This window comes from Streptomyces sp. NPDC028305 (genome assembly GCF_055569495.1).
The window spans coordinates 971,033-992,536 of the sequence record NZ_JBVHTN010000005.1; the positions used below are offsets into that span (position 1 = coordinate 971,033).

General features: G+C 73.5%; 19 protein-coding genes and 5 tRNA genes. 16 read left to right on the plus strand and 8 right to left on the minus strand.

What is annotated here, in order from left to right:
- Nucleotides 1-95: 95 nt before the first annotated feature.
- From ACZ4WQ_RS25180 to ACZ4WQ_RS25210, 7 genes are all read left to right on the plus strand, one after another.
- The gene (locus ACZ4WQ_RS25180) at nucleotides 96-917 is read left to right on the plus strand and encodes a MetQ/NlpA family ABC transporter substrate-binding protein (RefSeq protein ID WP_311725749.1); all 822 of its coding nucleotides are present in this window, start codon (nucleotides 96-98) and stop codon (nucleotides 915-917) included.
- A gap of 40 nt (nucleotides 918-957) precedes the next feature.
- Nucleotides 958-1,776, plus strand: a complete 819-nt coding sequence (locus ACZ4WQ_RS25185; RefSeq protein WP_311725750.1) for a MetQ/NlpA family ABC transporter substrate-binding protein — start codon at nucleotides 958-960, stop codon at nucleotides 1,774-1,776.
- Nucleotides 1,777-1,922: 146 nt separating this feature from the next.
- Nucleotides 1,923-2,570, plus strand: a complete 648-nt coding sequence (locus tag ACZ4WQ_RS25190; RefSeq protein WP_311725751.1) for a GNAT family N-acetyltransferase — start codon at nucleotides 1,923-1,925, stop codon at nucleotides 2,568-2,570.
- 202 nt (nucleotides 2,571-2,772) lie between these two features.
- Nucleotides 2,773-4,026, plus strand: a complete 1,254-nt coding sequence (gene cbiE / locus ACZ4WQ_RS25195) for a precorrin-6y C5,15-methyltransferase (decarboxylating) subunit CbiE (RefSeq protein WP_398377602.1) — start codon at nucleotides 2,773-2,775, stop codon at nucleotides 4,024-4,026.
- 278 nt (nucleotides 4,027-4,304) lie between these two features.
- Nucleotides 4,305-9,512 carry a nicotinate-nucleotide--dimethylbenzimidazole phosphoribosyltransferase gene (gene cobT, locus ACZ4WQ_RS25200; protein WP_398377604.1) on the plus strand — a complete coding sequence of 1,736 codons (5,208 nt, stop codon included), beginning with the start codon at nucleotides 4,305-4,307 and terminating at the stop codon, nucleotides 9,510-9,512.
- 106 nt (nucleotides 9,513-9,618) lie between these two features.
- On the plus strand, nucleotides 9,619-10,839 hold the full coding sequence (cobA, locus tag ACZ4WQ_RS25205) for a uroporphyrinogen-III C-methyltransferase (RefSeq protein WP_311725757.1): 1,221 nt from the start codon (nucleotides 9,619-9,621) through the stop codon (nucleotides 10,837-10,839).
- A 53-nt stretch (nucleotides 10,840-10,892) separates the two neighbouring features.
- Nucleotides 10,893-11,711, plus strand: a complete 819-nt coding sequence (locus ACZ4WQ_RS25210; RefSeq protein ID WP_311725758.1) for a TrmH family RNA methyltransferase — start codon at nucleotides 10,893-10,895, stop codon at nucleotides 11,709-11,711.
- Nucleotides 11,712-11,913: 202 nt separating this feature from the next.
- Here the strand turns inward: ACZ4WQ_RS25210 and ACZ4WQ_RS25215 are convergent, their stop codons facing one another.
- Nucleotides 11,914-13,305 carry a serine/threonine-protein kinase gene (locus ACZ4WQ_RS25215; RefSeq protein WP_398377607.1) on the minus strand — a complete coding sequence of 464 codons (1,392 nt, stop codon included), beginning with the start codon at nucleotides 13,303-13,305 and terminating at the stop codon, nucleotides 11,914-11,916.
- Nucleotides 13,306-13,558: 253 nt separating this feature from the next.
- Here ACZ4WQ_RS25215 and ACZ4WQ_RS25220 point away from each other — a divergent pair, with 253 nt between their 5' ends.
- The 4 genes from ACZ4WQ_RS25220 to ACZ4WQ_RS25235 all read left to right on the plus strand — a co-directional run bounded on the left by ACZ4WQ_RS25220 (nucleotide 13,559) and on the right by ACZ4WQ_RS25235 (nucleotide 15,837).
- Nucleotides 13,559-13,825 (plus strand): hypothetical protein, encoded by a 267-nt coding sequence (locus ACZ4WQ_RS25220; RefSeq protein WP_361192928.1) that lies wholly within the window; start codon nucleotides 13,559-13,561, stop codon nucleotides 13,823-13,825.
- 186 nt (nucleotides 13,826-14,011) lie between these two features.
- Nucleotides 14,012-14,218, plus strand: a complete 207-nt coding sequence (locus ACZ4WQ_RS25225; protein ID WP_311725761.1) for a hypothetical protein — start codon at nucleotides 14,012-14,014, stop codon at nucleotides 14,216-14,218.
- Nucleotides 14,219-14,619: 401 nt separating this feature from the next.
- Nucleotides 14,620-15,480 carry a phosphotransferase gene (locus tag ACZ4WQ_RS25230; protein WP_398375629.1) on the plus strand — a complete coding sequence of 287 codons (861 nt, stop codon included), beginning with the start codon at nucleotides 14,620-14,622 and terminating at the stop codon, nucleotides 15,478-15,480.
- Nucleotides 15,481-15,552: 72 nt separating this feature from the next.
- The gene (locus ACZ4WQ_RS25235; RefSeq protein WP_385345584.1) at nucleotides 15,553-15,837 is read left to right on the plus strand and encodes a TFIIB-type zinc ribbon-containing protein; all 285 of its coding nucleotides are present in this window, start codon (nucleotides 15,553-15,555) and stop codon (nucleotides 15,835-15,837) included.
- Nucleotides 15,838-15,891: 54 nt separating this feature from the next.
- On the opposite strand, the gene ACZ4WQ_RS25240 is transcribed toward ACZ4WQ_RS25235, so the two are convergent.
- The 5 genes from ACZ4WQ_RS25240 to ACZ4WQ_RS25260 form a co-directional block, all read right to left on the minus strand.
- Nucleotides 15,892-15,963: transfer RNA gene (locus ACZ4WQ_RS25240), tRNA-Val, on the minus strand.
- A 34-nt stretch (nucleotides 15,964-15,997) separates the two neighbouring features.
- Nucleotides 15,998-16,069 (minus strand) — tRNA-Val (locus ACZ4WQ_RS25245).
- A 23-nt stretch (nucleotides 16,070-16,092) separates the two neighbouring features.
- Nucleotides 16,093-16,164: transfer RNA gene (locus tag ACZ4WQ_RS25250), tRNA-Val, on the minus strand.
- A 1-nt stretch (nucleotide 16,165) separates the two neighbouring features.
- A tRNA-Cys gene (locus ACZ4WQ_RS25255) sits at nucleotides 16,166-16,236 on the minus strand.
- 28 nt (nucleotides 16,237-16,264) lie between these two features.
- A tRNA-Gly gene (locus ACZ4WQ_RS25260) sits at nucleotides 16,265-16,337 on the minus strand.
- Nucleotides 16,338-16,508: 171 nt separating this feature from the next.
- On the opposite strand from ACZ4WQ_RS25260, the gene ACZ4WQ_RS25265 reads away from it, so the two are divergent.
- The 3 genes from ACZ4WQ_RS25265 to ACZ4WQ_RS25275 are packed head-to-tail and all read left to right on the plus strand — an operon-like array spanning nucleotide 16,509 to nucleotide 19,298.
- Complete coding sequence (locus ACZ4WQ_RS25265) at nucleotides 16,509-17,567, plus strand: chorismate-binding protein (RefSeq protein ID WP_398375429.1); 1,059 nt, start codon at nucleotides 16,509-16,511, stop codon at nucleotides 17,565-17,567.
- Nucleotides 17,564-18,391: an aminotransferase class IV gene (locus tag ACZ4WQ_RS25270; RefSeq protein WP_398375430.1), complete on the plus strand. Its 828-nt coding sequence runs from the start codon at nucleotides 17,564-17,566 to the stop codon at nucleotides 18,389-18,391. Before ACZ4WQ_RS25265 ends, ACZ4WQ_RS25270 begins: the two co-directional genes overlap by 4 nt.
- Before the next feature lie 58 nt (nucleotides 18,392-18,449).
- Nucleotides 18,450-19,298: a GNAT family N-acetyltransferase gene (locus ACZ4WQ_RS25275; RefSeq protein WP_398375432.1), complete on the plus strand. Its 849-nt coding sequence runs from the start codon at nucleotides 18,450-18,452 to the stop codon at nucleotides 19,296-19,298.
- A 15-nt stretch (nucleotides 19,299-19,313) separates the two neighbouring features.
- Here the strand turns inward: ACZ4WQ_RS25275 and ACZ4WQ_RS25280 are convergent, their stop codons facing one another.
- Nucleotides 19,314-19,862 carry a DsbA family protein gene (locus ACZ4WQ_RS25280; protein WP_398375434.1) on the minus strand — a complete coding sequence of 183 codons (549 nt, stop codon included), beginning with the start codon at nucleotides 19,860-19,862 and terminating at the stop codon, nucleotides 19,314-19,316.
- 189 nt (nucleotides 19,863-20,051) lie between these two features.
- Between ACZ4WQ_RS25280 and ACZ4WQ_RS25285 the strand changes: the two genes are divergently transcribed.
- Complete coding sequence (locus ACZ4WQ_RS25285; protein WP_311725770.1) at nucleotides 20,052-20,480, plus strand: hypothetical protein; 429 nt, start codon at nucleotides 20,052-20,054, stop codon at nucleotides 20,478-20,480.
- 67 nt (nucleotides 20,481-20,547) lie between these two features.
- Nucleotides 20,548-20,718, plus strand: coding sequence for a hypothetical protein (locus ACZ4WQ_RS25290; protein WP_311725771.1), 171 nt, complete (start codon nucleotides 20,548-20,550; stop codon nucleotides 20,716-20,718).
- 29 nt (nucleotides 20,719-20,747) lie between these two features.
- On the opposite strand, the gene ACZ4WQ_RS25295 is transcribed toward ACZ4WQ_RS25290, so the two are convergent.
- The gene (locus ACZ4WQ_RS25295; RefSeq protein ID WP_311725772.1) at nucleotides 20,748-21,305 is read right to left on the minus strand and encodes a CGNR zinc finger domain-containing protein; all 558 of its coding nucleotides are present in this window, start codon (nucleotides 21,303-21,305) and stop codon (nucleotides 20,748-20,750) included.
- Between the last annotated feature and the right edge of the window lie 199 nt (nucleotides 21,306-21,504).

Genomic DNA, 21,504 nt, shown 5'->3' on the forward strand with positions numbered 1-21,504 from the left:
GTCCCTCCTTACCCATCCCCCTCGTCGAACTCCTTCTCCGCAGAGCGTCCCGCACCCACAGCGGCTTCGTACGCCCAAAAAGAAAGGCACTTTTCGTGCGTAACACGACCAAGACCCTCGCTATCGCCCTCACCGCCGGCGCCCTCACTCTCGGCCTCACCGCCTGCGGCGCGGACTCGGGCTCGGACAAGAACGGCGCGCTCGTCGTCGCCGCGAGCCCCGTCCCGCACGCCGAGATCCTGAACTACATCAAGGACAACCTGGCCGAGAAGGCCGGCCTCAAGCTCGAGGTCAAGGAGTTCACCGACTACAACACGCCGAACACGGCGACCGAAGACGGCTCGGTGGACGCCAACTACTTCCAGAACCAGCCGTTCCTGGACGACTTCAACAAGAAGAAGGGCACCCACATCGTGCCCGTCGTCACGGTCCACCTGGAGCCGCTCGGCCTGTACTCGCACAGCGTGAAGAAGGCCGACGACCTCAAGAGCGGCGGGACCGTGGCGATCCCCAACGACACCGTCAACGAGGCCCGCGCGCTCAAGCTCCTGGACGCGAACGGCATCATCAAGCTCAAGAGCGGCGTCGGCAACGAGGCCACCCCCAAGGACATCGCCGACAACCCCAAGGGCCTGAAGTTCAAGGAACTGGAGGCCGCCCAGCTGCCGCGCTCCCTGGACGACGTGGACGCCGCGGTCATCAACGGCAACTACGCCATCGAGGCCGACCTCAAGCCCGCCAAGGACGCCCTCGTCCTGGAGTCGCCCAAGGACAACCCGTACGGCAACTTCCTCGCCGTGAAGAAGGGCAACGAGGACGACCCGCGCGTCAAGAAGCTCGCCAAGCTCCTCACCTCCCCTGAGGTGAAGAAGTTCATCAAGGACAAGTACGACGGCTCCGTCATCGCCTCGTTCTGACCACGGACCCGGACTGCGTGACCCCGGAGGAAGCCACATCATGCGCAAGCTCGCGGTCCCTCTCGCCGCCGCCGCACTCGCCCTCGGGCTGACCGCGTGCGGCGCGGGCTCCGGCGGCGGCTCGGACGACGACACGCTCGTCGTCGGGGCCACCGCCGTCCCGGCGGGCGAGGTGCTCGACTACATCAAGAAGAACCTGGCGGACAAGGAAGGCCTCAAGCTCGAGGTCAAGGAGTTCACCGACTACGTCCTGCCGAACACCGCCCTCCAGGAAGGCTCGCTGGACGCCAACCTGTACCAGAACGTCCCATTCCTGGAGAACTTCAACAAAACCAAGGGCACCGACCTGGTGTCCGTGGCGGATATCTATCTGCCACCCATGGGCGCCTACTCCAAGCACGTCAAGGACGTCTCCGGCCTCAAGACCGGGGCGACCGTCGCCGTGCCCAACGAGACCACCAACGAGGGACGCGCCCTCAAACTGCTCGCCGCCAAGGGGCTCATCGAGCTGAAGAAGGACGCGGGGGTCACCGCGAGCCCCGCCGATATCACCGCCAACCCGAAGAAGCTCACCTTCAAGGAGCTGGAACCGGCCCAGTTGCCGCGCTCTCTCGACGATGTCGACCTGGCGGTCATCAACAGCAATTACGCGCTCGACGCCGGACTCGACCCGGCGAAGGACTCGGTGCTGCTGGAGTCGGTGAAGGGAAACGAATACGCCAACGTCCTCGCCGCCAAGAAGGGCAATGAGGACGACCCGCGGGTGAAGAAGCTGGCCAAGCTCCTCACCTCGCCCGAAGTGCGGAAATTCATCCAGGAGAAGTACAAGGGGTCGGTGCTGCCGGTCACCGGCGGATAGCCGACGCCCGCGTGAAGGCTCCGTATCCGAACGCCACCATCGGATACGGAGCCTTCCGTTCGGCCACCCCGTGCTGCATTTCTCTCGGGCGATGCTGCATGCTGGGCTCTTCCTGAATCCTTGGACCCCCGGTTACGGAGCGGCGCATGACATCCACCTTCCCGGACATCTCCATCAGTACGGAACGGCTGGTGCTGCGCCCCTTCGAGGAAGCGGACGTGCCCGCGCTCACGGAGATGATGAACGACGAACTCGTCACCGCCTGGACCTCGGTGCCCCACCCCTACACCACCCGCGACGCCCGCGAATGGGCGCTGCGCATCGCGCCCGCCGAGCGCACCTCGGGCCGCGGCATCGTCTTCGCCGTCGCCGAGTTCCTCACCCAGCGCCTCGTGGGCATCGTGCACCTGAGCAACACCGACTGGCGCGTGCTGGCCACCGAGATCTCCTACGTCACCGCCCACTGGGCGCGCGGCGAGGGCTACGCCTCCGAATCCGCGCTGGCCGTCGCCCGCTGGCTCTTCCAGGACCAGAAGTTCGAGCGGCTCGAACTGCGCACCGCCGCCGACAACACCGCCTCCCAGCAGGTCGCCCAGAAGATCGGCTGCATCAGCGAGGGCGTCCTGCGCAACGCCTGGATAGCGCGCACCCAGACGGAGGACGGCGGTTGGACCGACCTGCGCACCGACGTCATCGTCTGGAGCCTGCTGCCCGAAGACCTCCAGGGCGTACACGGCGGGCCGACCGACGTGGAGAGCTTCAGCGACTACTCCACGTACACCGACTGGAACTGACCACGCCCGGCGCGCCCGGCCCTCGGCGCGCCCCGCACCCACGCCCCGCGCCTCCCGCCCTGCGTCAGGAGGTACGGACCAGGCGGGATAATCTCTCCAGGCCCGTGTGGAGCGCGCCCCCGCGCCGCGCCGAGCGCACCGGCACACCCGATCTCCGCGGCGACCCGCCGCCCACCCGCGACAACCTGGGAGAGACACGACGATGGCCGACCGCGTCACGGTGATCGGTTGGGACGGATCCCCGCTCACGGACGCGGCCCGCTCCGCCCTCGGCGCGGCCACCCTCGTGGCCGGCGCCGCCCACCACCTGGCGCTGCCCGAAGTCCCGCCGGGCGCCGAGCGGATCAGGCTCGGCAGCGTGGACCTCGCCGCCCGCCGCATCGCCCAGCACCGCGGTTCCGCCGTGGTCCTGGCCGACGGCGACCCCGGATACTTCGGCGTCGTCCGCGCCCTGCGCGCCCCCGAGCACGGCCTGGAGGTCGAGGTCGTCCCCGCGGTCTCCTCCGTCGCCGCCGCCTTCGCCCGCGCCGGGATGCCCTGGGACGACGCCCAGGTCGTCGTCGCCCACAGCCGCGATCTGCGCCGCGCCGTCAACGTCTGCCGCGCCCACCCCAAGGTCGCCGTGCTCACCTCGCCCGGCGCCGGGCCCGCCGAACTCGCACTGCTCCTCGGCCCGGTGCACCGCACCTTCGTCATCTGCGAGGCCCTCGGCACCCAGCGCGAGCGGGTCACCGTGCTCACCTCCGACAAGGCCGCCGACCACACCTGGCGCGACCCCAATGTCGTCATCGTCATCGGCGGCTCCGGCGCGGCCCCTGTACGCGGGGCCCCGGCCCCGGGCGGCGCGCGCGGCGCACTCCAGGGCGGAGGGTGGCTCGCCGGCCGCGACCCGGGCTACCCGGGCGCCGTACGCGGCTGGGCGCTGCCCGCCGCCGCCTACGCGACCGTCCTCGGCGACAGCGAGTCGCCCCAGCTGCGCGCCGCCCAACTCGCCCGCCTCGGCCCCCGCGTCGGCGACCTGGTCTGGGACATCGGCGCGGGCAGCGGCGCCGCCGCCGTCGAGACGGCCGGATTCGGCGCCGCCGTCATCGCCGTGGACCGCGACCCGGACGCCTGCGCGCGTACCACCGCCCTCGCCCGCCGCTACGGCGTCCAGCTCCAGGTCGTCCACGGCACCGCCCCCCAGGTGCTCGAAGACCTCCCCGAGCCCGACGTGGTGCGGGTCGGCGGCGGAGGCCCCGACGTGATCGCCGCGTGCGCCGCCCGCCGCCCCGAGCGGATCGTCACACATGCCGCGACACGGGACGAGGCGGAAGCCGTCTGCCGGGCTCTGGAGGACGGCGGCTACGCGGTCGAGTGCGCCCTTCTCCAGTCGGTGGAGCTGGACACCAGGGTCTGGGCCGAACGTGAGCGCGCCGTCGCGTTCCTGGTCTGCGGTCACCGCCTGCACCTGTGATTTTCGCTCTGTGACGTTCCCCCGACCCTCGCCCCTATGACCGCCTCCGGGCGGCGTCCGAGGTAGGCTGGCAGATCGTTGTACTGCCTGTGCCGCTGCCCGGCGTTCGGCGCTTTATCGGCCAATGGCCGGAATGCGTCCCCCTCTTGATGGGCCGCGGTAGGCAATGCCTCGGGCGTGCTACGTGCCGCGCACCGCGTGCGCTCGTTCTTGCCTCTGAGGCTTGCTCTCGGTGGTAGGCGGTAGGAAGGAGCACTAGCGATGGGCGAGGGGTACGCATGACCGACACCGGCCAGGTCCCGGGCGAGGGGCTGCCGGAGAACGCGGGCGGACGACTCGGGCAGCCGCATCCCGCGGATGTCCCCATCCCCCCCGCCGACGCCGGATTCATCGAACAGCCGCAGTCCGCGTACACCTTCCTCAACCCGCACGACGCCGTCGGCGAGGAGGACGACCTCCTCCTCATGCCCGGCGCGCAGGGCGCGTGGAGCGAGCACCAGCCGCAGTACCAGGACCCGTACCAGCAGCCCATGACCCATCTGCCCGGCGCGCCCGGCCCGTACGAGACCGCGGGCTACGCGCCGGCCCCGGCCGAGGGCTATGACGCGGGCCTGGTCTACGACCAGGTTCCGGCCGCGGCCTACGACCAGGTCCCGGGCGGCGGCTACGACGCGGGACCGGCCCAGGGCTATGACCAGGCCCCGGCCGAGTACGAGGACGTACCGCCCGAACCCCAGCCGGCGCCCATCCACCAGGCCCACGCCCAGGCCGCCCCGTCGCCCAGGCCGCTCGCCCACGCCGCCCCCACCACGCCGCGACGCCCGCTGCACATGGGCCCGCCCGTGCCCGACCCGTCCAACGGCATCGTGCGCTCCCTCGCCGACCGCGGCCCGGCCGGTACCCCCACCCAGTCCGTGCCCGTCCACCAGGCCGAACCGCCCGCCGCCGGACCCCAGTACATCGAGCAGCCCCACGACGACGCCGCACCGCTCCCCGGTGCCCCCTGGGACGCCCAGCCCCCGCAGGCCGCGGCCCCGACGACGGAAGCGGCCGCCCCCGCCGAGGAACTCGAGGAGCTGGACCCGTTCGACCCGCGGCAGTACGCCAAGCCCGCCGCCCCCGAGGCGGCCGAGTTCCAGGGCATGGACCCGGCCGTCGACATCCCCGCGCAGGTCCACCCCGACGCGGTCCCGGACCAGCAGGACCTGGCGCACGCCCCCGGCGCGGACACCGCCCCGGACGACGCCGCCGAGGCCTTCGCGGGCCCCATGGCGGGGACCCCGGCCCAGAACCACCCTCAGGCCGAGCAGTCCGGGCCGGCCATCGCCATCCCGGCCCAGGCGGACGGCACCGCGCTCCCGGCCGAACCCGCCCCGCAGCCCGTACCCGTGGACCCGGGCCACGCCATAGTCGCTGAGGCCCCCTCGCCCGAGGACCCCGCGCAGGGCCAACCGGAGCAGCCCCAGGAAGCGAGCGCGGCGCCCGCGCCGGACGAGGCCGCCGCGGCACAGCCCCAGGAAGCGAGCGCGGCGCCCGCGCCGGACGAGGCCGCCGCGGCACAGCCCCCCCAGGGGCGCGCCGCCCGCCGCCGCGCCGCCCGGGGCCGGGCCGCCACCCAGGACGAGGCCCCGGCCGAGCCCACCGCGGCCCCCACCGACGCCCCGCGGGCCGCCGCGGCACAGGCCCCCCAGGGCCGCCGCCGTCGAGCGGCCCGGGGCCAGGGCCAGCAGGGCCAGCAGACACAGGCTCAGGAGACGCCCCCCGAAGCGCCCGCGCCGCCACTCGCCGACGCGCCGGTGGCTGCGGCGCCCGAGGTGCCCGGCGCCGCGCCGGTGGCCGTCGAGGCGGTGGCCGCGCCGACCGAGGGCGCGCCCGCCGCGCCAGTTGGCGCCCCGTCGAACGGGAGCGCGGCCACGGACGCACCGACGGCCCCGGCCGCTGACCCAGCCGGGGCCGAGCCCGCCGCCCCGCCGTCGACTGGTGACGTTGCCGAGGCGCAGGCAGCCGCTACGGCGGCTGCGGTCGCCGATGCCCCGGTCGCGGAAGGCGAGACCGCGGTACCTGAGGCCGACACCTCCGGCGCTGCGCCTGGCGCCTCGGCCGACGACACAACCGCCGGCGACTCGGCTGCGGCCGAGGGCACGGTCGCAGCCACGCCGACCTCGGCTGAGGGCGAGGCGCCCACTGACGCGCCGACGGCTGACGCGCCGACGGCTGACGCGCCAACGGCTGACGCGCCAACGGCTGATGTGGCCGCGGCGGCCGACGTGCCCGCGTCCGCCGATGCCGCGCCGACGGCTCAGCAACCCGAGGCTGTTGCCGTGCCGGGTGCGGAAGCGCAGGACAACGACGGGGTTCCTGCCGCGCCATCGGCTGCCGAGCCCGCCGCCGAGCCAGTTGGGGAGGACGCGACTGCCGCGCCGTCGGCTGATGAGCCCGCGGCCGCTGCTGCCGCGCCGGCTGGTGACGCGGCCGAGGGCGCGGTCGTCGACGCGCCGGTCGGGGATGGCGCGGCAGCCGCACCTGATGCGGGGCCCGCCGCCGAGCGGTCGGCTGTTGCGTCTGCGGTCGCTGCTGCCGCGCCGGCTGGTGACGCGGCCGAGGATGCGGTCGTCGACGCGCCGGTCGGGGACGTCACGAACGCCGCGCTGCCGGCCGATGAGCCTGCGGCCGACGCGCCCGGCGGGGACGCCGAAGGTGAAGGCGCGGTTGCCGACGCGCCCGTTGAGAACGGCGCGACTGCCGCGCCTGGCGGCGATGCCGAGGACGCGGCTGTCGCCGCACCCGTTGGGGAGGACGCGACTGCCGCGCCGTCGGCTGATGAGCCCGCGGCCGCTGCTGCCGCGCCGGCTGGTGGCGCGGCCGAGGGCGCGATTGTCGATGCGCCGGTCGGGGACGGCGCTGCTGCCGCGCCTGGCGGCGACGCTGAAGACGCGGCTGTCGCCGCACCCGTTGGGGAGGACGCGACTGCCGCGCCGTCGGCTGATGAGCCCGCGGCCGCAGCCGCTGCGCCGGCTGGTGACGCGGCCGAGGGCGCGATTGTCGATGCGCCGGTCGGGGACGGCGCTGCTGCCGCGCCTGGCGGCGATGCCGAAGACGCGGCCGTCGCCGCGCCCGTTGGTGACGACGCGAACGGCGCGCCGACGGCTGCCGTACCCGTGGCCGCCGTCGCCGCGCCTGGCGGGGACGATGCCGCCTCGCCTGCCGCTGACGAGGCCGCTGCCGCGTCGGAGGGCGCCGAGCCGGACGCAGGTCATGCCGCCGAGGCGACGACTGACGACGCCTCCTCCGCCGCGGCCGAACCGCAGGAGCCGGAGGCCGGGTCCCAGGAGGCAGCCCCGGCTGCCCAAGCAGTCGCCGACGCGTCCGTCGAGACCTCGGCCGTCGATGAAACACCCGAAGCCGAAGCGGCCGCGGGCGCCGTGCCGCAGGAGGATGCCTCCGCCGCGGCACCGGCTCCCGCCGAGGCCGCGCAGGCCGCGGCCGTCGAAGGCGGCACCGACAACGCGCCCGCCGCCCCGGCCGCCGCCGAGACTTCCGCCGACGAGGCGCCTGCCGAGGCGCCCGCGCCCGAACCAGCCGCCGCAGCCGGGCCCGAAACCACCGCCGCCGAGGCCACTGCCCCCGAAACTACCGACGCCGAAACAACCGACCCCGAACCCGCACACCCCCAAGCCGTCGCTCCCGAGGCGGTCGCTCCCGACCCTGAGACCACCTCCCCAGAAACAGCCTCACCCGACGCCCCCACCGTCCCCCCGGCCGAGGGCTACGCCGAGGCCGAGCGGGCCGCCGTCCACCGGGTCATCCGCGACCGCCGCGACATCCGCAACGGCTTCCGCTCCGACCCCATCCCGCACGAGGTGCTGCTGCGCGTGCTCGAGGCCGCGCACACCGCGCCCAGCGTCGGGCACTCGCAGCCGTGGGACTTTGTCGTCATCCGGTCCGAGGAGACCCGCCGCACCATGCACGAGCTGGCCATGCGCCAGCGCGACGCATACGCCAAGTCGCTCCCCAAGGGCCGGGCCAAGCAGTTCAAGCAGCTCAAGGTCGAGGCGATCCTCGAGACCCCGGTGAACATCGTGGTGACCGCCGACCCGACCCGCGGCGGCCGCCACACCCTCGGCCGGCACACCCAGCCGCAGATGGCGCCGTATTCCTCCGCGCTCGCCGTCGAGAACCTGTGGTTGGCCGCGCGCGCCGAGGGGCTCGGCGTCGGCTGGGTCAGCTTCTTCGACGAGCGCGAGATGGTGCGCGCGCTGGGGCTGCCCGAGCACTTGGAGATCGTGGCGTATCTGTGCGTCGGGTACGTGGACGAGTTCCCGGACGAGCCGGAGCTGATGAAGACCGGGTGGTCCAAGCGCCGCCCGCTGTCCTGGGTCGTCCACGAGGAGACGTACGGGCGGCGCGCGCTGCCCGGCGAGGACCCCGCCAATCTGCTCCAGGAGACCCTCAGGGGCATCCGTCCGCTGGACGCCAAGGCGCTCGGCGAGGCGTGGGAGCGGCAGAAGCGCATGACCAAGCCGTCCGGCGCGCTCGGCATGCTCGAGATCATCTCGGCGCAGCTCAGCGGGCTGTCCCGGAAGTGCCCGCCCCCGATCCCCGAGCCCGCCACCGTTGCGATCTTCGCGGGGGACCACGGGGTGCACGCCCAGGGCGTCACCGCCTGGCCGCAGGAGGTCACCGGCCAGATGGTCGCCAACTTCCTGGGCGGCGGGGCGGTCTGCAACGCCTTCGCGAGCCAGGTCGGCGCCGAGGTCTGCGTCGTGGACGTGGGCGTGGCCGGCGAGCTGCCCAGCACCCCGGGGCTGCTGCCGCGCAAGGTGCGGGCGGGGACGGGCGACTTCACCGTCGGCCCCGCGCTGACCCGCGAGGAGGCGCTGCGCGCCATCGAGGTGGGCATCGAGACGGCGCGCGACCTCGTGGCCGCCGGCAACAAGGTGCTGCTCACCGGCGAGATGGGCATCGCCAACACCACCGTGTCGGCCGCCCTGATCTCCGTCTACACCGGCGTGGACGCGGCCGAGGTCACCGGGCGCGGCACCGGCATCAACGACGAGATGCACGCCCGCAAGGTCGACGTCGTACGGCGCGGTCTGGAGCTGCACCAGCCCGACCCGGCCGACCCCATCGGCGTCCTGACGGCCTTCGGTGGCCTGGAACATGCCGCGATGGCCGGACTGCTCCTGGGCGGCGCGTCCCTGCGCACCCCCGTCATCCTGGACGGGGTGAGCGCCGGCGCCGCCGCCCTGATCGCCCGCGCCATCGCCCCCGAGGTGCTGGCCGCGTGCATCGCCGGGCACCGCAGCGCCGAGCCCGGTCATGTGGCCGCGCTGAACAAACTGGGACTGCGGCCGCTGGTCGACCTCGATCTGCGCCTCGGCGAGGGGACGGGCGCGCTGCTCGCCCTCCCCGTGGTGCAGAGCGCCGCCCGGGCCATGCACGAGGTGGCGACCTTCGATTCCGCCGGAGTCACGGAGAAGGGCTGACGTCCGCCCCCGCCACGTAGGGTGTGCGCGGGGGCCTGTCCCACCGTCGATCAGCCGCTCCAGCGCCGCAGCGGCCGCGCATTCGCACGAGGAGAGCCGCATCGCCATGTCCGAGAACTTTGCATACCCCGTGGGACTGCGCCTGTCCGGGCGCCGGGTGGTCGTCCTCGGGGCCGGTCAGGTCGCCCAGCGCCGGCTGCCGGCGCTGATCGCGGCGGGCGCGGACATCGTGCTGATCTCCCCGTCCGCCACGGCCTCCGTCGAGGCGATGGCCGAGGCCGGCGAGGTGCGCTGGGAGCGCCGCGGGTACCGGGACGGCGACTTCGAAGGCGCCTGGTACGCCCTGATCACCACCGACGACCCCGAGGCCAACGCCGCCGCCTCCGCGGAGGCCGAGGCCCGCCGGATCTGGTGCGTACGCAGCGACGACGCCGAGGCGTCCACCGCCTGGACCCCGGCCACCGGGCGCAGCGAGGGTGTCACCGTCGCCGTGCTCACCGGCCGCGATCCGCGCCGCTCCGCCGCCGTGCGCGACGCCGTCGTCGAGGGGCTGCGCGACGGCACCCTCGCCGCGCCCCGGCACCGCGCCCGCGGGCCCCATGTCGCGCTGGTGGGCGGCGGCCCCGGCGACCCGGACCTGATCACCGTGCGCGGCCGTCGGCTGCTCGCCGAGGCGGACGTGGTCGTGGCCGACCGCCTCGGCCCCCGCGATCTCCTCGACGAGCTTCCGCCCCACGTCGAGGTGATCGACGCGGCGAAGATCCCGTACGGCCGCTATATGGCCCAGGAGGCGATCAACAACGCGCTGATCGAGCACGCCAAGGCGGGCAAGTCGGTCGTCCGGCTCAAGGGCGGCGACCCCTTCGTCTTCGGGCGCGGCATGGAGGAGGCGCACGCGCTCGCCGAGGCGGGCATCCCCTGCACCGTCGTACCGGGCGTCACCAGCGCGATCAGTGTGCCGGCCGCGGCCGGGATCCCGGTGACCCACCGGGGCGTCGCTCATGAGTTCACGGTGGTCAGCGGGCATGTCGCACCTGACGACCCCAGCTCGCTCGTGGACTGGGCCGCGCTGGCGAAGCTCCGCGGCACCCTCGTCCTCCTCATGGCCGTCGAAAAGATAGGCCCCATCTCCGCCGCGCTCATCCGGCACGGCCGCGACGCGGACACCCCGGTCGCCGTCGTCCAGGAGGGCACCACCGCCACCCAGCGGCGCGTCGACGCGACCCTGGCCACCGTGGCGGAACGGGTCACGGCCGAGGGAGTACGACCCCCCGCGGTCGTCGTGATCGGCGATGTCGTGTCCCTCGCCTCGGGTAACCATGGGTAACGCATCACGTCCGCGTCATTGGCACGACCTCCAGGACAAGGCAGTATCACCCTGTGGCTGATCTCATCACCGTCGATGACCCCGACGACCCGCGGCTGCGCGACTACACGGGTCTGACCGATGTGGAGCTACGGCGCAGGCGCGAGCCCGCCGAGGGCCTGTTCATCGCCGAAGGCGAGAAGGTCATCCGGCGGGCCAGACAGGCCGGTTACGAGATGCGTTCCATGCTGTTGTCGGCCAAGTGGGTCGACGTCATGCGGGACGTCATAGAAGACGTCCCGGCGCCGGTCTACGCCGTCAGCCCCGACCTCGCCGAACGCGTGACCGGCTACCACGTCCACCGCGGCGCCCTCGCCTCCATGCAGCGCAAGCCGCTGCCCGAGGCCGAGCAACTTCTCCAGGGCGCCCGGCGCGTGGTGATCATGGAGTCCGTCAACGACCACACCAACATCGGCGCGATCTTCCGCAGCGCCGCGGCGCTCGGCATGGACGCCGTGCTGCTCTCCCCGGACTGCGCCGACCCGCTGTACCGCCGCTCGGTCAAGGTCTCCATGGGCGCCGTCTTCTCCGTGCCGTACGCCCGTCTCGAGACCTGGCCCCGCGGCCTGGAGGCGGTCCGGCACACGGGCTTCAAGATCCTTGCCCTCACGCCCGACGAGAAGGCCACCTCCATCGATGACGCCGCACCCCACCGCATCGAGCGCGTCGCCCTGATGCTGGGCGCCGAGGGGGACGGGCTCTCCGCGCAGGCCCTCATGGCCGCGGACGAATGGGTGCGCATCCCCATGGCGCACGGCGTCGACTCCCTCAACGTGGGCGCCGCGGCGGCGGTGGCCTTCTACGCGGTCACGGCGGGCCGCCCGCAGGGCTGAGGCGGGCAGCCGCGAACGAGACGGGAGGGGGTGGGGGTGCAGGGGTGGTGCCCTGGACGCTTACGCATATGTGTGGCGCCAATTTCCGCCCCGCCCCACGCTTCCGGGCACCGGCGCCGTAAATATGCGGTCCAGGGTGACAGCCCCTTAAGGCCCCGCCCCCGCACCACCCACGCACACCAGGCGCACGCACCACCCACGGTCAGCCGAACGACGTCGTGGACGTCGGCGTGAACGACGACGCGGGCGTCGGCGCCCCCAGCCCGTAGGGCGGCCCCTGGCACCCCTGCGCGGCGGCGATGCCCAGCGCGACCAGCAGCGTCACCACCACGAAGACGATCAGCCGCTGCCGCAGCAGCCGCCGGTCCGGCCCCGCGGGCCGCCGCCCGTTCGGCGGCGTACGGACCGTACGGACGGGCGGCCGCGCACCGTTGCGCCCCGAGGGGCGCGCCGGCGTCGGGCGGGCGCCGGAGTTACGACCGGTGGACCCGGTGGAACGGCCCCCCGTGCCGGGCCCCGGGCGCGGCGCGGAGGCGCGCGGAGCCTGGGCGCGGGGCGTGGGGGCGGGCGTGCCACCCGGGCGCCGCTCCGTGCGCTGCCGCGCGTACTCCTCGGGGCGCCGGCCGCTCGGCCGCTCCGACGGCTGCCGGGCCCCGTGGTGACCGCCCGGGTGGTGCCCGTCGGAGGCGCCGGCCCCCAGGCCGCCGTGCCCGTGCCCCCCGTGCCCCTGCCCGCCGTGCCCGTGCCCCCCGTGCCCAGGGCCCCCGTGCCCGTGGGCCTCCCGCGCTGCGATCTCCTTCAGGCGCAGGGAGAGCTGAAGCGTGCTCGGCCGGTCCTCGGGATCCTTCGCGAGACACGCGTGGAGCAGCGGCGCCAGCGCGTCCGGCACCCCGGCCAGCTGCGGCTCCTCGTGCACCACGCGGTACAGCATCACCTCGGAACTCCCCTGCCCGAAGGGGGAGTCCGCCATCGAGGAGTACGCGAGCGTCGCGCCCAGCGCGAAGACGTCGGTCGCGGGGGTCACCGTCGCCCCGCGCACCTGCTCGGGCGCGAGGAAGCCGGGGGAGCCGACCGCCGTGCCGACGTGGGTCAGCGTGCTGGCCCCCGTCGCCCAGGCGATGCCGAAGTCGATGATGCGCGGGCCCTTGGGCGAGAGCAGGATGTTCGAGGGCTTGAGGTCCCGGTGCACCACACCCGCCTCGTGTACCGCCAACAGGCCCTCGGCCAGGGCCGACCCGATGGCGGCGACCTGGGCGGCGGGCAGCGGGCCGTCCTCGTTCACCTTGTCGTGCAGGGACGGCCCGGGCACGTACTGGGTGGCGAACCACGGCCGGTCGGCCTCCAGGTCGGCGGCCACCAGCCGCGCCGTGCAGCCGCCGCGGATCCGCCGCGCGGCCGAGACCTCGCGGGCGAACCGGGACCGGAACTCGCGGTCCTCGGCCAGGTCCGGCCGGATCACCTTCAGCGCCACGCGCTGCCCGCGCCGGTCGGAGCCGAGGTAGACGACCCCCATGCCGCCCGCGCCGAGCCGCCGGTGAAGGCGGAAGGAGCCGACGACACGCGGGTCCTCGCGCCGGAGCCGCATCATCGCCATGTCCGTCCCCTACCTCCGGTGGGTAGGCCCCTTCCCAGTACCCCTGGAGGGGAGGCCCCATCCGCTGCCGCCGTCTGACGTGCACAGCTTACGGATTGACGGCCCGACGCGCTGCGAGGCCGCGCATGCGTCGGCAGATGGATTGTCAGTGGCAGGTGGAATCCTTGGAGAAGTGGGGCGGAAACGCGGCAATCCGCGCTCCGGACCACGGTGCGAGTTCTCAAGGAACCGTCGCAGAAGGGGGATTGAGCCCGTGAAGGGTGATCGTGTGGAGATAGTCGTGGACGCGGGTGACACGACCCGGACGTATGAAGTGGTGGCGACTCGGGCGGGCCGCAGGGTGGAGACCGCGGTGCGGCGAGGCGTGGTGGAAGTGAGCGAAGTCACCCGGAGCGGCACGGCGGTGCGCACCGCCCGCTTCATGGCCAACCGAGTGCTGGCGCTGGTCGAGCAGCCGGTGCCCCGCATCGACGACGGAGAGCGCCAGGAGAGCCCTCTCAGGGAAGACCCCAAGTCCTGACTCCGGGTCTCCACCCAGGGGAGTAGTCGCCCGCGCAGGACGTCATCCTCCGGGAGGCCCGGCATCGGTACGAAGGCATGACGCCGTCTCCCCTCCCCGCGCCTAATGTGGTGGTCAAGCGGCGGGCGCAGCACTCGTCCCCCGAGGTCAGACGCTCGCCGCCCCAGATGTGACAGGAGAGGGACGATGGTGGATCCCGCTGGACGGAGGACCACCCGGGCGCGCGGGCACCGCGCGGCGGATGTGTTCGGCGAACAGCGGACCGGCACGCGTCACCCCCTGGTCGCGGCGGCCATGGTGCTGCCGCTGGCCACTCTCCTGGCCATCGCGTTCGGCGGCTGGGAAGCCGTCGTCACACAGGCGTCGTCCGTGGCGGGAATGCTGGGGCGCTGAGCGCCCCAGGCCCGGGAGAGCGGCCCGGGCGGGGACATCCCGTCATCAACCCCGTGGGGACGGGGGTGCGGCGGACGGCACGAGTGCCCGGACAGCTGGGGAGCTGTCCGGGCATCGCGCCGTTTGGGCTGATTTTTGCGTGCGGGTGCGTGGGTGGTGCGCCTGGTGTGCGTGGTGGGTGCCGGGGGCGGGGCCTCCGGGGCTGTCACCCTGGACCGCATATTTACGGCGCCGGTGCCCGGAAACGCTGACTGGGCCGGAACTTCGCGCCACAAATATGCGTAAGCGTCCAGGGCACCACCCCTGCACCCCCACCCCCTCCCGTCTCGTTCGCGGCTCCCCCGCCGTCCTAAGATCCGGGAGAGTCACCACGCCGTACCGGATGGAGAGCCGTGAGCGGAATCGTCTCGCAGCTGGTTGACCTCGTCGGCCGGGGGGAGGCGCGGCATGAGGCCGTCGTGTTGGCGGACCGGGACGACGGCACCGTCGTGCGGCGCGGTCCGGTCGTGGCCAAGGCGCACGCCCCCGGCGTGGATCCGGGGGAGCTGGCCGTCAGGGTGGGGGTCGCTGCCCAGTGTGAGGGCGTCCTGCTTCCGCCGCTGCGGGGGCCCGAGGTCCTGCCCGGCGGGCGGATGGTGACGGTGTGGCCGTACGGGGAGCCGGTGTCACCGGAGGAGCCGGAGGCCGCCCCGTGGGCGGAGGCCGGCGCGCTGCTGGCGCGGCTGCACGCCGTGGCTCCTGGGCCGCTGCCGCCGATGCGCGGGCCTGCCAAGGCCGCCCGTGCCGTGGCCCGGCTGTGCGCGATGGACGGAGGCGGGGCGGCGGCCGAGGCCGTGCTGCGGGCCTGGGCCGCGCTGCCGGGCTGGGCGCGGGGCGAGGGTGCGGCCCCGGAGGGCGCGCTGTGCCATGGCGATTTCCACCTGGGCCAGTTGGTGAGGCGCGCCACGGGGTGGCTGCTGATCGACGTGGACGACCTCGGCCTCGGCGATCCCGCGTGGGACCTCGCGCGCCCCGCCGCCTGGTACGCCGCCGGGCTGCTCGCCCCGGAGGACTGGGCGCGCTTCCTGGAGGCGTACCGCGCGGCGGGTGGTTCGGCCGTGCGGGGCGGCCAAGAGGACCCGTGGGCGCGGCTCGATGTGCCCGCACGCGCCCTGACCGTGCAGATGTCGGCGCTGGCGCTCGCCAAGGGGCGTCCGTTGGACGAGGCCCAGGAGGCCATGGTGGAGTCCTGTGTCCGCATCGCCCGGCTTGCCGCGGCGTAGGGTGAAGTCAACGCCGCCGGGCGGCTGTTCCGGCAGCGCTTTTTGTCTGAATGCTGAGGAGTTGAGCGGACCATGCAGTGTCCCAAGTGCCATGCGCCGATGCACACGTACAACCGCAATGGCGTCCAGATCGAGCAGTGCAGCGGCTGCCGGGGGATCTTTCTGGACTACGGGGAGCTGGAGGCGCTGACCCGGCTCGAGTCGCAGTGGGGCGGGCAGGTTCCGCCGGCCCCGCCGGCCCCGCCCGCCCCTCAGGCGTACCCGGCCGCGCCCGCCTGGGGCGCCCCGCAGCATGGCCACCACGGCCACCACGGTCATCACAAGCGTGGCTTCGGCCACATGCTCTTCTCTTCCTGAGCGCGCATACGACTGAGGGCCGGGGCTCGATGCCCCGGCCCTCGGCCGATCATGTGGACGATACTGGGATTGAACCAGTGACCTCTTCCGTGTCAGGGAAGCGCTCTCCCGCTGAGCTAATCGTCCCGGGCACCGCGATGAAGATCGCGGTGCCGTGGTGTGCGCGATACTGGGATTGAACCAGTGACCTCTTCCGTGTCAGGGAAGCGCTCTCCCGCTGAGCTAATCGCGCGGGTGGGCCCGTGAGGACCCGAGTGGACGATACTGGGATTGAACCAGTGACCTCTTCCGTGTCAGGGAAGCGCTCTCCCGCTGAGCTAATCGTCCGAGGTGGAGACGGGATTTGAACCCGTGTAGACGGCTTTGCAGGCCGTTGCCTCGCCTCTCGGCCACTCCACCAGACGCAGGGGCCGAAACCCCCACTCCGAGCGGACGACGAGATTCGAACTCGCGACCCTCACCTTGGCAAGGTGATGCTCTACCAACTGAGCCACGTCCGCAGGTGTCGTTTCTCCGGGGCGCTCCCGCGTCCCGGCGACGTGTTGAACTCTAGCGGATTCCCGGGCCAGCTCAAATTCCGTTTGCGTACCGTGCTCCCTCCGTTTCCGCAGCGTGCCGCCGTGAACGACCTCCCGCCGCACCGCCGAGGCGGCCGCCATACACTCGCAACCGTGTACGACCTGCCCCCTCTCGCCCGCTTCGGCGGCCTCCTCGCCACCGATCTGCGCGAGGTGACGAGCGATCCCGCGGCCCTGGACTCCAGGGGCTTCTGGGCGGTGGTCGCGGACTTCGAGGGCGGTCTGGTGTGCGCGCGCTTCGGGGACGTCAGGCCTGATCCGGTGCCGGACCCGGTGCCCGGCCGCTGGCGCGGTCCCGCTCCGGCGGACTGGACCTCGTCGCTGGACCGCGCGGCGTACACCGAGGGCGTACGGCGGATCCGGCGGCGCATCGCGACGGGCGAGGTGTACCAGGTGAATCTGTGCCGGGTGCTGTCCGCGCCGCTGCCCGAGCCCGACCGCGCCGACGTGGACGCACTGAGTGCGCTGCTGGCGCTGGGCAACCCCGCCCCGTACGCCGGCACCGTCCGTCTGCCCGCTCGGGGCGTGGAGGTCGCCACGGCCTCGCCCGAGCTCTTTCTACGGCGGGACGGGCGGGTTGTCGAGTCCGGCCCGATCAAGGGCACCGGGCGCGAGGCGACGGACCTGCTGGAGAAGGACCACGCCGAGAACGTGATGATCGTGGACCTGGTCCGCAACGACCTGGGGCGGGTCTGCGCCCCCGGGTCGGTGACGGTTCCCGCGCTCTGCTCGGTCGAGCCGCACCCCGGGCTGGTGCACCTCGTCTCCACGGTGCGCGGGGAGCTGGCGGAGGGCGTGGGCTGGCCGGAGCTGCTCGCGGCGGCGTTTCCGCCCGGGTCGGTCACCGGGGCGCCCAAGTCCAGTGCGCTGCGCATCATCGAGGAGCTGGAGACCGCGCCCCGCGGCCCGTACTGCGGCGGTGTCGGATGGGTCGACGCCGACCGCGGCACCGGCGAGCTGGCGGTGGGGATACGCACCTTCTGGATCGACCGCGGGGCGGTCGGCGGCCCCGCGCTGCGCTTCGGCACCGGGGCGGGCATCACCTGGGGCTCCGACCCGGAGCGCGAATGGGACGAAACCGAACTCAAGGCCGCCCGGCTGCTCGAGGTAGCGTCGGGGGCACATCAGCCGACGGGAGGCACCGCACGATGACAGTCGCCATCTGGCTCGACGGTTCGCTGCGTGAGGCGGACAGCGCGCGGGTGTCCGTTTTCGACCATGGGCTGACGGTCGGCGACGGCGTCTTCGAGACGGTCAAGGCGGTGGACGGGCGGGCCTTCGCGCTCACCCGCCATCTGCACCGGCTGGCCGGCTCGGCCCGCGGCCTGGGGCTGCCGGCCCCGGACCTGGACGAGGTGCGGCGGGGCTGCGAGGCGGTGCTGGACGCCAACGCGGTGCCGCTGGGGCGGCTGCGGATCACCTATACGGGAGGGGTCTCACCGCTCGGCTCCGACCGGGGCACGGCGGGACCCACGCTGGTCGTTGCGGTCGTCGAGACCGAGCGGCGGCCCGATACGACGGCGGTGGTCACCGTCCCGTGGACCCGCAACGAACGCGGGGCGCTGGCGGGCCTGAAGACCACCTCGTACGGCGAGAACGTGGTGGCGCTCGCCCGGGCGCGGGAGCACGGCGCGAGCGAGGCGCTGTTCGGCAACACCGTGGGGCGGCTGTGCGAGGGCACCGGCACCAATGTCTTCGTGGTTCTCGACGGGGAGCTGCACACCCCGCCGCTGGCCTCCGGCTGCCTCGCGGGCATCACCCGGCAGCTGGTGATCGACTGGGTGGGGGCGAAGGAGACCGATCTGCCCTTCGACGTCCTGGAGCGGGCGGAGGAGATCTTCCTCACCTCCACCACCCGGGACGTCCAGGCCGTGCACCGGCTGGACGAGCGGCCGCTGCCGGGCGCGCCGGGCCCGGTGACCGCGGAGGCGATGCGGATCTTCACCGAGCGGGCGGCCGACGACCTCGATCCCTGAGGGCGGTTCGCCGCGAAAATCTGGTGACGATCGTGCGTCGGGTAGGTAGAACACCATCGTGACCACCACCCTGCGGCCCACCGGGCCGGAACAGCACACCGACGCGGGCGGCCGGGCCCGCGCGTACGAGGTCTGTGTCAACGGCCGCGCCGTAGGCACGCTCCGCCTCGCCACCGGCGACCGGCTGGGCCCGGAGGTCGGGCGGATCGAGCGGCTGCACATCGACGAGCCGGACCGGCATCGCGGCCGGGGCACCGTCGCCGCGCTGGCCGCCGAGGAGGTGCTGCGCGGCTGGGGCTGTACGCAGGCCGAGGTGAGCATTCCGGCGCAGGCCACGACCGGGCTCGGGCTCGCGGGCGCGCTCGGCTTCGGCGAGCGCAGCCGCAACATGGTCAAGGAGCTGTCCGAGGCGCCCGAACTGCCGCCGGGCAGCGAGGTGCGGGCCATGGGGGAGGCGGAGTACCCGGCCTGGTTCGAGCACGAGCGGACCGAGCACATCCGCAGCTGGACGGAGCGGGGGGTGGCCGAGGAAGCGGCGCGGGCCAAGGCGGACACCGCCTACGCGACCCTGCTGCCGGACGGCCCCGCGACGCCCGGCACTCTGCTGCGCGTCCTCGCCCACGACGGCACCGACGTGGGCACCGTGTGGGTGGCGATACGCCCCGAGGAGGGGGTGGAGGCAGAGGGCGCCCTCGAGGGCTATGTCTTCGGCGTCGAGGTCGACGAGGAGCACCGCGGGCGCGGCCACGGCCGCACCCTCATGCTGGCCGCCGAGCGCGACGGCTTGGCGGCGGGGGCCCGCACGATCGGGCTGCATGTCTTCGGCGGCAACACCGCGGCGCTGCGGCTGTACGAGTCGCTCGGCTATCGGCCGACCGAGTACCACCTTTTCAAGCAACTGCTCTGAGCCCCGGGCGCCCGCTCACCGGGCGAGCAGCCGGTCGGCGATCGCCTCGATGCGCTCGCGTAGGCCCTCCTGGCTCTTTCCGCCGTCCAGCCGCTCGCCGCCGATCACATAGGTGGGGGTGCCGGCCACCCCGATCGCCTTGCCCTCGGCCTGGTCCGCGTCCACGATCAGGATGTGCCGCCCGTCGATCAGCGCGGTGTCCATCTCCTCGGCGTCGAGACCCAGCTCCCGCGCGACGTCGACCAGCACCACCTCGCCGCGCGCGCCCAGCTCCTCGGCGCGGGCCAGCACGGCCTCGGCGTACGGCCAGCCCCGGCCCTGCACGATGGCCTCCTCGAGGGCCTGGGCCGCGGCGTGGGCGTGCTTGTGCTTCTCCAGCGGGAAATGCCGTATGCGGATCTCCAGGGCCTCGCCGTAGCGGGCGCGCAGCGTGTTCAGGTCCGCCAGCGAACCGCGGCAGTCGGGACACTGGAGCTCGCACCACACGTCGAGCACGACGGGCTCGGGGCTGTGGTGCTCGGCGGCTTCGCCGGAGGCGGGGCGGGCAGGCTGGGGGTCGCTCATGGGGTCAGTCTTCCAGCCCGGAGCCGACTCCTCCGAATCTGCGCCGGAGAGACTGGTCGGGGAGGGGCGTCGGCCCGGGGGAGGAGTCGTTTCCCGGAGATGTCCCTGATCCTCATCCCCGATATGGCCGGAATGGCGCCGCGAGGGTGCAGGATGGAATACCGGTATCCGACGGGCAGGAGGCCCCCGATGCTGACTGACACGGTCTGCGCCGCGGCGTCCGCGGCGGGCCTCGCTGTCGCCTTTGTGACGGCGTACCGCAAGCGGTTCCTGGCCGCGACCCGGATCGCCGCCTATGCGCTGCTCCCCGTGGGCCTGGCGCTGACGGGCATCCTGGGCTGGATCGCCGACCTGGTCTTCAAGCCGAGCGTCTGGCTGGGCTTCGGGGTGCTCGGCCTGTCCTGGCTGCTGTTCCTGGTGGTCCGGGCGGTGGAGCACCGGGGCGACGGCACCCGCAAGGAGCGGCGCGCGGCGGCGGAGCGGGGCGGGGCGCAGGCGCCCGCGCCGGTCGCGGGCGGCCGGCCGAGGGGAATCAAGGGCGCGGCCAAGTCCGGAGGCAGCTCGGGCACGGAGGACTTCTCGGATATCGAGGCCATCCTCAAAAAGCACGGAATCTGACGCTCAAACGATCAATACAGCTCTCGGGTCGCAGGTGGGGTCCCCCTGCGCCATGATCATGCGCGAGATGCTGCAAACACCCGGGGAGCCATCCCCCCTCGAAAGACCCCCTGCACCGCCGAGCGAAGAGCCACGTGGCTGTCTCTTCGCCCTCTCCCAGCCGCCGCTGATGCTCTTCCTCGCGTTCATAGGCACCCTGCTGTTCGTCACCGCCGTCCACGACCTCTACCGGTGGTGAGGGCCGCCCTGGGCCCTGGTCGGGCGTCCTCAGCCCGCGGCCTCCCGGCGCCGGGCCCGGTAGGCCGCCACATGCAGGCGATTGCCGCAGGTGCGGCTGTCGCAGTAGCGCCGTGAGCGGTTGCGCGAGAGGTCGACGAAGGCGTGTCCGCAGTCCGGCGCCTCGCAGCGCCGCAGCCGTTCCCGCTCGCCCGCCACCACGAGAAACGCCAGCGCCATGCCGCCGTCGGCGGCCAGGTGCTCGGCCAGCGACGCCCCTGGGGCGAAGTAGTGCACATGCCAGTCGTAGCCGTCGTGGTCGGTGAGCCGGGGGGTGGTGCCGGCCGCGGCGATCATCGTGTTGAGCAGCTCGGAGGCGCGCCGGGAGTCGGGCGCCGCGAAGACCTCGGCGAATCGGTCGCGCACCGCGCGTGCGGCCTCCAGATCCCGCTCCCCGAGCGTGCCGACGTCGCTGATGGCGTGGTCCGCCACAAAGCGGCGCAGCGTGGCGACATCCGCGAGGGCGTCCGGGCCGTCGTCCTCGGGCGAGGTGTTCACCAGAGCGACGACCGCGTCGAGCGCGCACCGGGTGTCGTGGTTGATCAGCACGGTTGGCTCCCTGGCCGGCCGGATCGGAGGCTGCTGTCGCCTGCCCTTCGATCTGACCGACTCTAGCGGGCCATCCGCCCGGCGGGCGGACGATATGGCGGTGGCGGCGCCGCGGCCCGCGGCGCGGGGCCACCGGTCGGGGGCGACGCGCCCCTGGGGCCCCAGTGCCGGGCCCGCGCGCCGCCCCGCCTCCCCGCCC